Below are 13,536 nucleotides of genomic sequence, written 5' to 3'. Positions count from 1 at the left end.
GCGCGGGCTCCGGCACACTAAGATTGCGCCGTGCCCGCCGGCCGGCGGGGCCAGCCGGAAGACCACCGCATGCGCAACGACCCATTTTCCCGCTCGCCGCAGGGCCCGCAGCGGCGTGGCCTGTTCGGCAACATCCGCTGGTGGGTACTGCTGCTGGCGGCGGGTTACGCGGCCTTTTACTGGTTTTCGAACCGGACGGTCGATCCCTATACCGGCGAGAAGGTCATGATCGACAGCAGCCTGGATGCCCAGCAGGAAACCGCGCTGGGGCTGCAGGCCTACCAGCAGATCCTGGCGCAGGAGCGGCCACTGGACCCGAACGCGCAGATCTCGCGTGACGTGCGTGCGATTGCCGAGCGGTTGATCGCCAAGGTCGATGTGGTGGAGACCGCATTGGCGCGGGAGCATGGCGTGGAGCCGGCCCATTTCGCGCGCAGCTTCCAGTGGGAGGTGAACGTGATCCCCTCCGAGCAGGCCAACGCCTTCTGCCTGCCGGGCGGGAAGATGGCGGTCTATACCGGTCTGGTGCCGGTGGCGCGGACCAAGGATGCGATGGCGGTGGTGATGGGGCATGAGATCGCCCATGCGCTGCTGCGCCATGGAGCGCAGCGCATGGCACAGCAGAAGCTGACCCAGATCGGGCAGATGGCCGGGGCTGCCAGTGGCATGGATGCGCAGCAGCAGCAGATGGTGATGTCGGCGATGGGTTATGGCTATCTGCTGCCCTACGCACGCAGCCACGAGACCCAGGCCGATGAGGTGGGGCTGATGCTGGCTGCGGCTGCCTGTTTCGATCCGCGCGAAGCGGTGCCGCTGTGGCAGCGGATGGGCCAGGCCAGTGGTGGTCAGTCGCCGCCGGAGTTTGCCTCCACCCATCCCAACCCGGGAACCCGGATCCAGAATCTGCAGGCCCTGATGCCGAAGGCGCTGGAGTACCGGAAGCAGTTCTGCGAGGCGGCCAGGTAGGAAGGCGCACGCCGGGCTGCGCCTTGGCCCCCGCTTACCTGACCGAGGTGACCTGCACGTCGATGACGCCGTCGCCCACGCGTGCCTGCAGTGCGTCGCCGGGCTGGACCTGTTCAACCTGTCGTACCAGTGCACCATCATCGGCACGGGTCACGATGCTGTAACCGCGTGCCACCGTGGCCAATGGACTGACCGCCTCCAGGGACCGGGCCAGGCCGCGCAGGCGTAGCGCATCGCGTTGCAGCAGCCGCTGCATCGCTGCATGGGGGCGTCCGCGCAGGGCCGACAGGCGACGCTGCATCGCGTCCAGCTGGCGCTGCGGATGATGGCCACGCAGCACCGCGGCGGCATGGCGCAGGCGCGCGGCACGGCGCTCCTGCTGCTGGTTGAAGGCCGCGTGCAGCCGCCGGCCCAGCTCCAGCTGACGGCGCCGCAACAGGTCCAGCCGGGCCTGCGGACTCTGCGCATTCAATCGCAACAGCGCACGGTCGGCGCGCTGCATGGCCTGTCCTACCGCGTGGCGCTGCAGCTGTGCCAGCCGCGCGGCATTGCGGCGCAGGCGCAGGGCCAGGTCACGCTGGTCGGGGACCAGCAGCTCGGCCGCCACCGAAGGTGTCGGCGCGCGCAGGTCGGCGGCAAAATCACTCAGGCTGAAGTCGGTCTCGTGGCCGACGGCCGATACGACCGGCGTATCGCTGGCGGCGATCGCGCGCGCCAGCGCTTCGTCGTTGAACGCCCATAGATCTTCCAGTGAACCGCCGCCGCGGGTCAGCAGGATCACGTCGTAGCGACCACTGGCATCGGCTGCCTGCAGCAGGCGGGTGATCTGCGCGGCGGCGCTGGAGCCCTGCACCAGGGTCGGCAGCAGGTCCACCTCCAGCAGCGGGAAACGACGGCCCAGTACGCTCAGCACATCGCGCACGGCGGCGCCGGTCGGCGAGGTGATCACCGCCAGCCGCCGCACATGCGCGGGCAGCGCCCGCTTGCGTGCAGGATCGAACAGGCCTTCGGCGTCCAAGCGCGCCTTCAGCTCCTCGAACGCCCGCCGCAGCGCGCCTTCACCGGCTTCCTCCATGTGGTCGAGCACCATCTGGTACTCGCCGCGTGCGTCGTACAGGGTCACCCGGCCACGCACCAGCACGCGCATGCCCTCGCGCGGTACGAACTTCAGGTACTGCGCCTTCATCCGGAACATCGCCGCACGCAGCTGTGCCCGTGCGTCCTTCAGGGTGAAGTACAGGTGCCCGGACGCAGGGCGGGCCACGCTGCCCAGTTCGGCTTCGACCCAGATCGCCGGGAAGCTGCCTTCCAGCAGGTCGCGTGCCAGCGTGTTGAGCTGGCTGGGAGTGAGAATGTCGTTGTTACGTGGCTGCATGGGTACGGCGCGCTGCGGGTGGAGCGGGCACTCAGGATCGCACGTTGGCGCGCGCCGGGCACGCCCGGCTCAGGTCGTGCGGTGCTGTGCCAGTGCCCACTGCACGTGCTCGCGCACCAGCGGCGAGGGATCATCGATGCGGGTCTGCAGTGCGGCCAGGGTCTGCGGTGCTGTCGGCGCGTTGCCCAGTGCCACGGCGATGTTGCGCAGCCAGCGCTCATGGCCGCTGCGACGGATCGGGCTGCCTTCGGTGCGGCGCAGGAATTCCGCCTCGTCCCAGGCGAACAGCTGATCCAGGCGCGCGGTGTCCAGGTTGTTGCGTGCGCGGAAATCGGCTTCATCGGTGCGCTTGGCAAACTTGTTCCACGGGCAGACCAGCTGGCAGTCGTCGCAGCCGTAGATGCGATTGCCGATCAGCGGCCGCATGTCCTCGGGGATCGCGCCGTCATGCTCGATGGTCAGATAGGAAATGCAGCGGCGCGCATCCAGCCGCTGCGGGCCGGTGATGGCGCGCGTGGGGCAGATGTCGATGCAGCGCGTGCAGGTGCCGCAGTGCGCAGTGGCGGGCGCGTCGACCGGCAACGGCAGGTCGATGTAGATCTCGCCGATGAAGAACCATGAGCCCCCCTGGCGATCGATCAGGCAGGTGTGCTTGCCGATCCAGCCGAGCCCGGCGTTGCGGGCCAGGGCCCGTTCCAGCACCGGTGCCGAATCGACGAAAACGCGGTAGCCCAGTGGCGCGACTTCATCGTTGATCCGCGCAGCGAGCTTCTGCAGGCGGTTGCGCATCAGCTTGTGGTAGTCGCGCCCCAGCGCGTAGCGCGCTACGTAGGCGCGGCCGGGATCGGCCAGGGTCGCCCAGGCTTCGGTATCGTCGCGGTGGCTGTAGTCCATGCCCACGGAAATGACCCGCACCGTGCCCGGCAGCAGTTCGGCCGGGCGTGCGCGCAGCGTGCCGTGGCGTGCCATCCAGTCCATGGTCCCGTACAGGCCCTGGCCCAGCCAGTCGGCCAGGTGTGCCTCGTCCTCGCCCAGCTCGATGCCGGCAATGCCGCAGCGCTGGAAACCGTGTGCACGGGCCAGTTCGCGGATGCGCTGCACGGCCTGGACCGGGTCGGCTGGGGCAGGGGCGGGGACGGAGGACATATGCACCAGTATAAAATCCCGGCATGCCCGATCTCTCTCTTCTGTTCGACACCGCTGCTGCGCGCGCGCTGGATGCCCGCGCGTCGGTGCTTGCCGGTGATGGTGGCTGGAGCCTGATGGCGCAGGCTGGCCTGGCGGGCTGGCAGTGCCTGCTGCAGCAATGGCCGGATGCCCGCAGTCTGTATGTGGTGGCTGGCGCCGGTAACAACGGCGGCGATGGCTACGTACTGGCGACCCATGCGCTGCAGGCGGGCCGCCAGGTGCAGGTGATCACCCTGCCGGGCAGGCTGCCCGCCACGCCGCTGGCGCAGCAGGCGGCGGCCGCATTCGCTGCCGCCGGCGGCAGCAGCATCGAGTTCGACGGCCAGCTGCCGGTCGCCGACGTCGGCGTGGATGCGCTGTTCGGTCTCGGCCTGGATCGGGCCCCGGCCGGCATGGCGCAGGCGCTGATCGAAGCACTCAACGCCTGTCCGGCGCCGGTGCTGGCCCTGGACGTACCCAGCGGTGTCGATGCCGATCAGGGCGGCGTGCCCGGCGTTGCGGTGCGCGCGGCGGTCACCCTGCAGTTCATTGTCTGCCACCGTGGCCTGTACACCGGCGACGCGCTGGATCATGTCGGCCAGCGTCGGCTGGCGCCGTTGGATCTGCCGGAGGCGGCGCGGGAAGGCATCGCGGCCAGCGCGGAGCGTTGGGTCGGCGACCGTCTGCGGGCGCTGCTGCCGCCGCGCCGGGCCAATACCCACAAGGGCGAGTCCGGGCATGTGCTGTGTGTGGGCGGCAACCACGGCAGTGGCGGCGCAGCGGTGATGGCGGCCGAGGCCGCACTGCGTGCCGGTGCCGGACTGCTCAGTGTCGGCACCCGTCGTGAGCATGTGGGGGCGATGCTTGCGCGCCTGCCCGAGGCGATGGCGCATGCGCTGGAAGATGGCGCGGCGTTGCCTGCGCTGCTGGACCGCGCACGGGTCGTTGCGATCGGGCCGGGCCTTGGCCAGGACGACTGGGCGCGTGCGCTGCATGCCAGCGTGCTCGCCTGCGGGCGTCCGCTGGTGATAGACGCCGATGCCCTGAATCTGCTGGCGCAGAACCCGCACGCGGTGCCTGATGCCATCCTGACGCCGCATCCGGGAGAGGCTGCACGCCTGCTGGGCTGCAGTACCGCCGAGGTACAGGCCGATCGCTTCGGCAGCGCGCAGGCGCTGGCCGAGCGCTATCACGCCACGGTGGTGCTGAAGGGTGCCGGCAGTGTAGTCGCGGCACCTGCGCGGCTGCCGCGGCTGATCGCGGCCGGCAATCCGGGCATGGCGGTCGGCGGCATGGGAGATCTGCTGACCGGCGTCATTGCTGGACTGCGCGCGCAGGGATTGGACGCATTCGATGCCGCAGCAGGCGGCGCCCTGTTGCACGCGCTTGCCGGCGACGCCGCTGCCATCGACGGCGCGCGTGGTCTGCTTCCCACCGACCTGCTGGCGCCCCTGCGGCGGCTGGCCAATCCGGAACGCTCCCCATGAACGAATACTTCCTTGCCGACAGCGATGCCACCGAACGTCTCGGGCAGTGGCTGGCGGCCACGCGTCCGCCGCAGGCGTTGATCGAGCTGCGCGGCGACCTCGGCGCCGGCAAATCCACCACCGCGCGTGCGCTGCTGCGTGCGCTGGGCGTGCAGGGTGCGATCCGCAGCCCGACCTACACCCTGGTCGAGCGCTATCCGCTGGCCAGTGGTGGCGAGGCGTGGCATCTGGACCTGTACCGCATCGGCCAGGCCGGGGAACTGGATTTCCTGGGCCTGGACGAGGGCAGTGCGGTGCTGTGGCTGGTCGAGTGGCCGGAACGGGGGGCGGGCGCATTGCCGCCGACGGACCTGGTCGTGGCGCTGGAGATCGAGGGCCAGGGGCGCCGGGCGCGTCTCAGTGGGCTCAGCGACGCCGGCCGGGAATGGCTGCAGCGGTTGGCCGAAGGTGGAGACTTGCGGCCTGTTTCTGTCGCCTGACGAGAACAAAGATCGGCAGGTTACGGATTATTAAGGAAAAAGGTATTGCATTCCGTTCAGCGCGGTGATTGAATCCTGAGCCATGCGCCTGGGGAACCGTCTCATCGCCATCTGTGCCGCCGTCGGACTGGGTCTGGCGAGCCTCAGCGCGTGGGCGGGTGAAGTCCGCCAGGTACAGCTGAATACAGGCTCCACCGGCACCCGCGCGGAAATCTCTCTGGTCGGCAGTGGCGGCTACAAGACGCTGTCGCTGGCCAACCCGAACCGGCTGGTGGTCGATTTCCCGGACTCCACTGCCGTGCGCAACCTGAAGATGCCGGCCGCGCAGGGCGTGGTGACGGCAGTGCGCACCGGACAACCGGTTCCGGGCACCTTCCGTGTTGTTTTCGATCTTGCGGAGTCCGTGGCGCCGTTCCGCCCGCAGATGCAGCGCGAAGGAGAGGCGTCGAAGCTGGTGATCGAATGGCCGGGTGACAGCCCGGGCGTGGCCGCTGCGGCGCCGGCTCCGGTTGCCACGACCACGCAGACGACGGCACCCAGCATGCAGACGCGCAGCGACGCCGCCCGCGCTACCGCGTTGTTGACCGCGCAGGTGCAGCAGCAGGCCAGCGCCACGGCTGCCGCCCCGGCCGCGCCCACGCCGGCGCCGTCCACCGCGCCCGTGCAGGTGGCCGCTGCGGGCACCAGCGCCAGCAGCACCCCGCCGGCATCGTCGCCCGCGGCGATCCTGGCCGGCCAGCGCACCGCTGCGGTGGTGAGCAATCCGCCAGCCCCGGCACCGGTACCGGCATCGCCGCCGCCCGAACCGCCGCGTCCGGCGATGCCCAGCGACGCTTCGCGCATCCGCATGCAGCCTGGCATGCGTCACCTGGTGGTGGCGATCGATCCCGGCCACGGCGGACAGGATCCGGGCGCGATCGGGCCCACCGGCAAGCGCGAGAAAGACGTCACCCTGGCGGTGGCGCGTGAGCTGGCCCGTCAGGTCAACGCCACGCCGGGCCTGAAAGCTTATCTGACCCGCGACAGCGACGTGTTCATCCCGCTGCCGATGCGCGCACAGAAGGCCCGCGCGAACAAGGCTGACATCTTCATCTCGATTCATGCGGACGCCGCCGAGAACCGCTCGGCGACCGGTTCATCGGTGTACGTGCTGTCCACCAAGGGTGCCTCGTCGCAGCGTGCGCGCTGGCTGGCGGACAAGGAAAACGCCGCCGATCTGGTCGGTGGCGTGCGCCTGCAGCAGACCGAAGGCACGCTGGCCAACGTTCTGCTCGATCTGGCGCAGAGCGGTTACATGAAGGCCTCCGAGGATGCGGCCGGCCACGTACTGGGTGGACTGAAGCGGATCGGCAACAACCACAAGCCAAACATCGAGCGCGCCAACTTCGCGGTGCTGCGCACCTCGGACATGCCGGCGATGCTGGTGGAAACCGCCTTCATCTCCAATCCGGACGAGGAGCGCCGCCTGATCGACCCGGGCTACCAGCGCAAGATCGCCGGTGCGGTGCTCGATGGCGTGCACACGTTCTTCAGCCGGCAGCCGCCGCCGGGGACGCTCTACGCGGCCCGCGCACAGGCCGAGATCGACGCGGCCGCCACCATGGCCGGCGGCAGCAAGTAGGCCACACCCTGTTTGACCGGCCATGCCTGGGGCGTGGCGCATCATCGGCATCGCACAGGTGATCCGGGCTCGACTCTCCACGCGGTACGTCCGCTATCATCGGCGCATGAAGTCTGCTGCCTACCTTGCCCCATGAGCGCGCCCGGCCCGCGCCCGATCCGGCCCTTGCCGGACATCCTGATCAACCAGATCGCCGCCGGCGAGGTGGTCGAGCGCCCCGCGTCAGTGGTCAAGGAACTGGTCGAGAATGCGATCGATGCCGGCGCCAGCCGTGTCGACATCGACCTGGAAGAAGGCGGCGTGCGCCTGATCCGCATCCGCGACAACGGCAGTGGCATCGCAGCGGAGCAGCTGCCATTGGCCGTCTCGCGGCATGCCACCAGCAAGATCGCCAACCTGGACGATCTGGAGTCGGTGGCCACGCTCGGGTTCCGCGGCGAAGCGTTGCCATCGATCGCGTCGGTCAGTCGTTTCACCCTGGCGTCGCGCCGCGCAGATGACGAGCACGGTTCCGCGCTGCAGATCGATGGCGGCAAGATCGGCGAGGTCACGCCGCGCGCGCACGCACCGGGTACCACGGTGGAAGTGCGCGAGCTGTTCTACAACGTGCCCGCGCGACGCAAGTTCCTGCGCGCCGAGCGCACCGAACTGGGGCACATCGAAGAATGGCTGCGCTCGCTGGCGCTGGCGCGGCCGGACGTCGAGCTGCGGGTCTCGCACAATGGCAAGGCATCACGCCGCTACAAGCCGGGTGACCTGTATTCGGATGCGCGCCTGTCCGAGACGCTGGGCGATGACTTCGCGCTGCAGGCGGTGCGCGTGGACCACAGCGGCGCGGGCTTGCGCCTGCACGGCTGGATCGCGCAGCCGCATTATTCGCGGGCCAGTACCGACCAGCAGTACCTGTACGTCAACGGCCGTTCGGTGCGCGACCGCAGCGTTGCCCATGCGGTGAAGATGGCCTACGGCGATGTGCTGTTCCATGGCCGGCAGCCGGCCTACGTGCTGTTCCTGGAACTCGACCCCACGCGCGTTGACGTCAACGTGCATCCGGCCAAGCACGAAGTGCGTTTCCGTGATGCGCGGCTGGTCCATGATTTCGTCTACCGCACGCTGAAGGACGCGCTGGCCGATACCCGAGCCGGCGTGTCGGCGCAGGAGATCGGTGCAGGTGCCGGGCAGGCAGCGGACGCCGGGGCAGCAGCGGCGGCATCGACCGTGGGCGCGTCCGGATTCGGTCTGGTCCGTGGTCCTGCTTCGGGGGCGGGCGGCGGTGGCGGATATCAGGGATGGCGCCCGCAGCAGCCGCTGGGCCTGCAGGTTGCCGATGCGCCGGCCGCCTACGCTGCGCTCTATGCCACGCCTGCTGCAGGCGAAGGCGACACCGCGCAGCCTGCGATGCAGAGCGGAAACGGCCTGCCGGACACCCGTGCGGACGCGGGCGTGCCGCCCCTGGGGTATGCGATCGCGCAGCTGCACGGCATCTACATCCTGGCCGAGAATGCCGAAGGCCTGATCGTGGTCGACATGCACGCGGCGCACGAACGCATCGGCTACGAGCGGCTGAAGAACGCGCACGATGGTATCGGCCTGCAGTCGCAGCCGTTGCTCGTGCCGATCACGTTGGCGGTGGGCGAACGCGAAGCGGATACCGCAGAGAGCGAGGCCGCGACGCTGGCCTCGCTTGGTTTCGAGGTGACGCGGGCCGGCCCGGGCTCGCTGCATGTGCGCAGCATTCCCGCGCTGCTGGCCCACGCCGAGCCGGAGGGGCTGCTGCGCGATGTGCTGACCGACCTGCGTGAGCACGGCCAGAGCCGCCGCGTAGCGAGCGCGCGCGATGAACTGCTGTCGACCATGGCCTGCCATGGCGCTGTGCGTGCCAATCGCCGGCTGACGGTGCCGGAAATGAACGCCCTGCTGCGCGACATGGAGATCACCGAGCGATCCGGCCAGTGCAACCACGGCCGGCCGACCTGGGCCCGTTTTTCGCTGGCGGAGATCGACCGCTGGTTCCTGCGCGGACGTTGAGGGGAGCATCGATGGCGTATCGGGGAATGGGCGGGCTTCTGGCTGTCTTGTTGCTGGCAGCCTGCAGTCCGGCGCCGCCGCCGGCGCCTGCGGTGGTGGAGGACCCGGCATACGCCGCCGCGCAGCAGCAATGGCGCGTGGCGCGTTATCAGGATCTGACGCGGCCTGATGGCTGGACGGCGCTGGTCGGGCTGCACTGGCTGCAGAACAGCTCGCACTTCGTTGGCAGCGGTGCCACCAATGGCATCCGCCTGGCAGTGGGGCCGGACAAGCTCGGCCTGCTGCGGCGCGAGGGCCGGCAATGGTGGTTCACGCCGGAAGCCGGGGCGGAGCTCACCCACAACGGCCAGCCGGTAAGAGGGCGCATCCGCATGGATACCGACAAGGATCCGCAGCCCACCCTGCTTGCCTTCGACGGTGGCAAGGGCCAGCTCAGCCTGATCCGGCGTGGTCCGCGCGATGCGCTCAGGGTCAAGCATGCCGACGCGCCTGCACGCCGAGACTTCGCCGGCCTGCAGTACTGGCCGGGAGGTCCCGGCTGGCAGGTGCAGGCGCGCTTCGTTGCGCACGCACCGGGCAAGACCTTGCCGATCGTCGACATCACCGGACTGACCACCGACATGCCCAATGCCGGTGCCGTCGAGTTTGAGCGTGATGGCCGGACCTGGCGGCTGGAGGCAATCGGTGCCCCCGGCGAGCCCCTGTTCCTGATCTTCGCGGACCGCACCAGCGGCCGCGGCAGCTATCCCGCTGGACGCTATCTGGATACCGGCGCCCCCGGCGCCGATGGCCGCGTGCTCATCGATTTCAACCACGCCTACAACCCGCCCTGCGCGTTCACGCCCTACGCGACCTGTCCGTTGGCACCGCCGGAGAACCGGCTGGACCTTCGCGTGGACGCGGGCGAAAAGGCCTACCACCTGCCTGAAGGAGAAGGCTGACATGCTGATCAGACACCTGTTACACGCCGCCCTGTTGCTGCTGGCCTGCGCGGTGGCGCCACTGGCGCAGGCCCGCAATGCGCCGGCCGCTGAAGGTGCGTCGGTCAAGCCGCCGGTACCGCTGCTGTGGAAGGTCACCGGCCCCGGCGATTCACGGCTGTATCTGCTGGGCTCGTTCCATCTGTTGAAGCCGCAGGACTATCCGCTGTCGGCCGACGTGGAGCAGGCCTTCGGGGCCTCGCAGCGCGTGTTGTTCGAACTCTCGCCGGAAGACATGCAGTCGCCGCAGCTGGCCAGCCGCATGGTGCAGGCCGCCGTGCGCACCGACGGCAGCGAGCTGAAGCGTGATCTCGATGCAGCGACCTGGCAGAAGCTGCAGGCCTTCGCCACCGCGAACAAGCTGCCGCTGGCGCAGATGCAGGGCATGAAACCCTGGTTTGTCGGTCTGAGCATTTCAGTGGGGCAGATGCAGAAGATGGGCCTGGACCCGGCCCTCGGTCTGGACCGTCACTTCATGGAGCGCGCACAGGCGACCGGGCGCAGCACCGGTGGTCTGGAGGACATCGATACGCAGATCGGCATGCTTGATGGGATGTCGGTGCAGGAGCAGCGGCAGATGCTGTCCGAAGCCCTCGATCAGGCCGACAAGGGCGATGAGCAGGCGCGCATGCTGCACGACGCATGGCGCCGCGGTGACGAGCGCCTGCTGTGGACGAAAATGGCTGCCGAGATGCGCCAGCAGTATCCGCAGCTGTATCAGCGCATCAATACCGGCCGCAATGATGCCTGGGTGCCGAAGCTGGTGCCCTATCTGCAGGCGGGGCAGGGGGGCACGCTGGTGGTGGTTGGCACGCTGCATCTGCTCGGCAGCGATGGCGTGGTCGAGAAGCTCAGGGCGAAGGGCTACAAGGTCGAGCGCGTCTGCACAGCGTGCAAGGCGAAGCGCTGACGTCTGCCTGCGGATGACCCGCAGACGAAAACGGCGCGCCAGTGGCGCGCCGTTTTCATGTCAGTCCCTGCCGCAGCTCAGCGGCGGGTCTTGCCGCCGGTGCCGGTGCCCGGTTCGTTCGGCTTGCTGCCGGTTCCGGTTCCCGTACCGGTTCCGCCAGGGCGGGGGCCGCCGAAGCCGGTGCCCATGCTGCGCTGGAATTCCTGCCACAGCTCCAGGTTGCGTTCGGTCAGCTGGTTCATCATCGCCCACGGCGTCTGGCCCAGCAGGTTGCCCATCTGCTGGCGGAACTGCTGCTGCTGGTCCAGGAACACCTGCATGCTGCGTTCCAGGTAGTTGCCCATGAATCCCTGCAGGGAGTCGCCGTAGAAGCGGATCAGCTGGCTCAGCAACTGGGTGGAGAGCATCGGCTCGCCGTCCTGCTCCTGGTCGGCGATGATCTGCAGCAGGACCGAACGGGTAAGGTCGTCACCGCTCTTGGCGTCGCGGACCTCGAAGTCTTCACCGTCCAGTATCAGCTGGCGGACGTCCTCGATGGTGATGTAGCTGGAAATCTCGGTGTCGTAGAGACGGCGGTTCGGATACTTCTTGATGATGCGGGTCGCAGCCATGAAGCGGTCACTCGTCACAGTAGACGCGCAGCATGGCGCAGTGCAGCAGCCGTTGCAACCGCCCCAGCCCCCGCCAGGCTTGGCTTTCACGGCGGATCATGTTGCGCAACAAGGGTTTGCGTGCTGCGCAGCATGACCGCAGGCAGGTGCGGTCCGGCACGTGACCGGCCGCCCCCGCGCGGCTCACCAGCCCATGTGGTGGCCGCCGTTGATGTCCAGGTTGCTGCCGGTGATCCATGAGGCCTCCTCGGCCACCAGGAAGGACACGCCGTAGGCGATCTCCTCCGGCTTGCCCAGGCGCCCGGTCGGAATGTCGGCGATGATCTTGGCCCGCACTTCCTCCGGCACGGCCATGACCATGTCCGTGGCGACATAGCCCGGTGAAATGGTGTTGACGGTGATGCCGAAGCCCGCGTTCTCGCGCGCCAGTGAGATGGTGAAACCGTGCATGCCGGCCTTGGCGGCGGCGTAGTTGGCCTGGCCGTACTGGCCCTTCAGACCGTTGATCGAGCTGATCTGGATGACCCGGCCCCAGCCGCGGCGACGCATGCCTTCGATGACCGGGCGGGTGACGTTGAACACCGAGTTGAGGTTGGTGTTGATCACGTCATGCCACTGGTCCGCACGCATCCGGTGGAAGGTCGTATCGCGGGTGATGCCGGCGTTGTTGACCAGGATTTCGACCGGGCCCAGTTCGTTTTCGACGGCGCGCACCAGCGCTTCGGCACTGTCCGGATCGGACACGTCGCCGGCGAAGATGGACACGTTGAAGCCGCGTTCGGTCATCGCCTGCTGCCAGGCGCGGGCCTTGGTTTCATCGCGATAGTTGGTGGCGACCCGGTGGCCCTGGTCGGCCAGGCGTTGGCAGATGGCGGTACCGATGCCGCCGGTTCCGCCGGTGACCAGTGCGACGCGAGATGTCATGGAATGCAGTCCGGGTTTCAGGTGGGGGAAGGGGGATTCTGCAACATCGGCGCGGAAAGTGCGCCCGTCGGCAACAGGATGTCCGTGCGTGGCAGGCGGGCCGGATCGAATGCCTGCCGGGCCGCCGCGAGCAGGTCGTGCAGATCGTCGTGACCCTCGAGTGCGGCGGGCGACTGGCCGAGCAGGCCCCACAACTGACGCAGCACCGGCACCGGGCGGGCGCTGTCGACCGGCAGCGCGGCCAGCGACTTGGACAGCTTGTGCCCGGGCGCGTCCAGCAGCAGGGGCAGGTGCCAGTATCGCGGCACTGCCAGTCCGAGTGCCTGCTGCAGCAGGATCTGCCGCGCGGTGGAGTCGAGCAGGTCGGCGCCGCGCACCACGTCGGTGACGCCCTGCGCGGCATCGTCGACCACCACCGCCAGCTGGTAGGCCCAGCACCCGTCGGCGCGGCGCAGCACGAAATCACCCACCTCGGCGTGGACGTCCTGCACCTGACGGCCGCGCAGGCCATCTTCGAACTGCACCACGCTGCCGGCCGGTACGCGGAAGCGGACGGCAGGGTCCGGTCGGGGCTGCCGCGCGACGCAGCGATGGTGGATGCCACCCCGGGCTGCCAGTTCGCTGCGGCTGCAGTGGCAGATGAAGGCCTGCCCGCTGGCCAGCAGCCTGTCCAGAGCCTGCTGGTAAGCATCGCCACGTTCGCTCTGCCACAGCACCGGACCATCGTGGGCCAGGCCGAATGCCGCCAGTGCCTGCAACTGCGCGTGCGCAGCCCCGGGCACGGTGCGTGGGGGATCGATGTCCTCGATGCGCAGCCGCCACAGGCCATGGTGATGGCGTGCGAGCAGCCAGCTGCCGAATGCAGCCAGCAGGGAGCCGGGGTGCAGCAGGCCGGTAGGCGAGGGCGCGAAGCGGCCGCAGGAAAGGGGGGAGGTCATGCTGGCTGAATCGTCGGTCAGGTTGGTGCTTGAATTCAAGCTGACCGCAC

12 protein-coding genes are annotated in these 13,536 nt (G+C 68.8%); 7 read left to right on the top strand and 5 right to left on the bottom strand.

Annotation, left to right across the window (positions count from 1 at the left end; genetic code table 11):
- The first annotated feature begins 69 nt into the window (after positions 1–69).
- Positions 70–966 carry a M48 family metallopeptidase gene (locus ACX9OW_RS09110; RefSeq protein WP_053520218.1) on the top strand — a complete coding sequence of 299 codons (897 nt, stop codon included), beginning with the start codon at positions 70–72 and terminating at the stop codon, positions 964–966.
- 34 nt (positions 967–1,000) lie between these two features.
- Here the strand turns inward: ACX9OW_RS09110 and xseA are convergent, their stop codons facing one another.
- On the bottom strand, positions 1,001–2,341 hold the full coding sequence (gene xseA / locus ACX9OW_RS09105; RefSeq protein WP_053520217.1) for an exodeoxyribonuclease VII large subunit: 1,341 nt from the start codon (positions 2,339–2,341) through the stop codon (positions 1,001–1,003).
- A gap of 69 nt (positions 2,342–2,410) precedes the next feature.
- Positions 2,411–3,487: a tRNA epoxyqueuosine(34) reductase QueG gene (gene queG / locus ACX9OW_RS09100; RefSeq protein WP_111186445.1), complete on the bottom strand. Its 1,077-nt coding sequence runs from the start codon at positions 3,485–3,487 to the stop codon at positions 2,411–2,413.
- A gap of 23 nt (positions 3,488–3,510) precedes the next feature.
- Between queG and ACX9OW_RS09095 the strand changes: the two genes are divergently transcribed.
- The 6 genes from ACX9OW_RS09095 (at position 3,511) to ACX9OW_RS09070 (ending at position 11,013) form a co-directional block, all read left to right on the top strand.
- Complete coding sequence (locus ACX9OW_RS09095; protein ID WP_197600323.1) at positions 3,511–4,995, top strand: NAD(P)H-hydrate dehydratase; 1,485 nt, start codon at positions 3,511–3,513, stop codon at positions 4,993–4,995.
- Complete coding sequence (tsaE, locus tag ACX9OW_RS09090; RefSeq protein WP_065181918.1) at positions 4,992–5,474, top strand: tRNA (adenosine(37)-N6)-threonylcarbamoyltransferase complex ATPase subunit type 1 TsaE; 483 nt, start codon at positions 4,992–4,994, stop codon at positions 5,472–5,474. The genes ACX9OW_RS09095 and tsaE overlap by 4 nt, the downstream gene beginning before the upstream one ends.
- An 82-nt stretch (positions 5,475–5,556) precedes the next feature.
- Positions 5,557–7,095 carry an N-acetylmuramoyl-L-alanine amidase gene (locus tag ACX9OW_RS09085; protein WP_053520213.1) on the top strand — a complete coding sequence of 513 codons (1,539 nt, stop codon included), beginning with the start codon at positions 5,557–5,559 and terminating at the stop codon, positions 7,093–7,095.
- 132 nt (positions 7,096–7,227) lie between these two features.
- The gene (mutL, locus tag ACX9OW_RS09080; protein ID WP_053520212.1) at positions 7,228–9,123 is read left to right on the top strand and encodes a DNA mismatch repair endonuclease MutL; all 1,896 of its coding nucleotides are present in this window, start codon (positions 7,228–7,230) and stop codon (positions 9,121–9,123) included.
- Between the two features lie 11 nt (positions 9,124–9,134).
- A complete protein-coding gene (locus ACX9OW_RS09075) occupies positions 9,135–10,064 on the top strand; it encodes a DUF1684 domain-containing protein (RefSeq protein ID WP_053520211.1) in 930 nt (309 codons plus the stop codon).
- 1 nt (position 10,065) lies between these two features.
- A complete protein-coding gene (locus ACX9OW_RS09070) occupies positions 10,066–11,013 on the top strand; it encodes a TraB/GumN family protein (RefSeq protein ID WP_193396134.1) in 948 nt (315 codons plus the stop codon).
- Between the two features lie 77 nt (positions 11,014–11,090).
- Here ACX9OW_RS09070 and phaR read toward each other — a convergent pair whose 3' ends face one another.
- The 3 genes from phaR to gluQRS all read right to left on the bottom strand — a co-directional run bounded on the left by phaR (position 11,091) and on the right by gluQRS (position 13,486).
- On the bottom strand, positions 11,091–11,624 hold the full coding sequence (phaR, locus tag ACX9OW_RS09065) for a polyhydroxyalkanoate synthesis repressor PhaR (RefSeq protein ID WP_053520096.1): 534 nt from the start codon (positions 11,622–11,624) through the stop codon (positions 11,091–11,093).
- Between the two features lie 183 nt (positions 11,625–11,807).
- Positions 11,808–12,548: an acetoacetyl-CoA reductase gene (phbB, locus tag ACX9OW_RS09060; protein ID WP_053520095.1), complete on the bottom strand. Its 741-nt coding sequence runs from the start codon at positions 12,546–12,548 to the stop codon at positions 11,808–11,810.
- Between the two features lie 17 nt (positions 12,549–12,565).
- A complete protein-coding gene (gluQRS, locus tag ACX9OW_RS09055; protein ID WP_459062196.1) occupies positions 12,566–13,486 on the bottom strand; it encodes a tRNA glutamyl-Q(34) synthetase GluQRS in 921 nt (306 codons plus the stop codon).
- Between the last annotated feature and the right edge of the window lie 50 nt (positions 13,487–13,536).

The organism is Stenotrophomonas genospecies 5, assembly GCF_054473825.1.
The sequence above is the reverse complement of the archived record's forward strand: the minus strand, read 5'-3'. Positions and strand labels throughout refer to the sequence as shown.

What these genes read in the sequence shown, in the direction of transcription:
- mutL (WP_053520212.1), top strand. Translation starts at nt 7,228, where the DNA reads ATGAGCGCGCCCGGCCCGCGCCCGATCCGGCCCTTGCCGGACATCCTG.
- ACX9OW_RS09075 (WP_053520211.1), top strand. Translation starts at nt 9,135, where the DNA reads ATGGCGTATCGGGGAATGGGCGGGCTTCTGGCTGTCTTGTTGCTGGCA.
- phaR (WP_053520096.1), bottom strand. Translation starts at nt 11,624, where the DNA reads ATGGCTGCGACCCGCATCATCAAGAAGTATCCGAACCGCCGTCTCTAC.
- tsaE (WP_065181918.1), top strand. Translation starts at nt 4,992, where the DNA reads ATGAACGAATACTTCCTTGCCGACAGCGATGCCACCGAACGTCTCGGG.
- queG (WP_111186445.1), bottom strand. Translation starts at nt 3,487, where the DNA reads ATGTCCTCCGTCCCCGCCCCTGCCCCAGCCGACCCGGTCCAGGCCGTG.
- ACX9OW_RS09085 (WP_053520213.1), top strand. Translation starts at nt 5,557, where the DNA reads ATGCGCCTGGGGAACCGTCTCATCGCCATCTGTGCCGCCGTCGGACTG.
- ACX9OW_RS09070 (WP_193396134.1), top strand. Translation starts at nt 10,066, where the DNA reads ATGCTGATCAGACACCTGTTACACGCCGCCCTGTTGCTGCTGGCCTGC.
- ACX9OW_RS09110 (WP_053520218.1), top strand. Translation starts at nt 70, where the DNA reads ATGCGCAACGACCCATTTTCCCGCTCGCCGCAGGGCCCGCAGCGGCGT.
- xseA (WP_053520217.1), bottom strand. Translation starts at nt 2,341, where the DNA reads ATGCAGCCACGTAACAACGACATTCTCACTCCCAGCCAGCTCAACACG.
- ACX9OW_RS09095 (WP_197600323.1), top strand. Translation starts at nt 3,511, where the DNA reads ATGCCCGATCTCTCTCTTCTGTTCGACACCGCTGCTGCGCGCGCGCTG.
- phbB (WP_053520095.1), bottom strand. Translation starts at nt 12,548, where the DNA reads ATGACATCTCGCGTCGCACTGGTCACCGGCGGAACCGGCGGCATCGGT.
- gluQRS (WP_459062196.1), bottom strand. Translation starts at nt 13,486, where the DNA reads ATGACCTCCCCCCTTTCCTGCGGCCGCTTCGCGCCCTCGCCTACCGGC.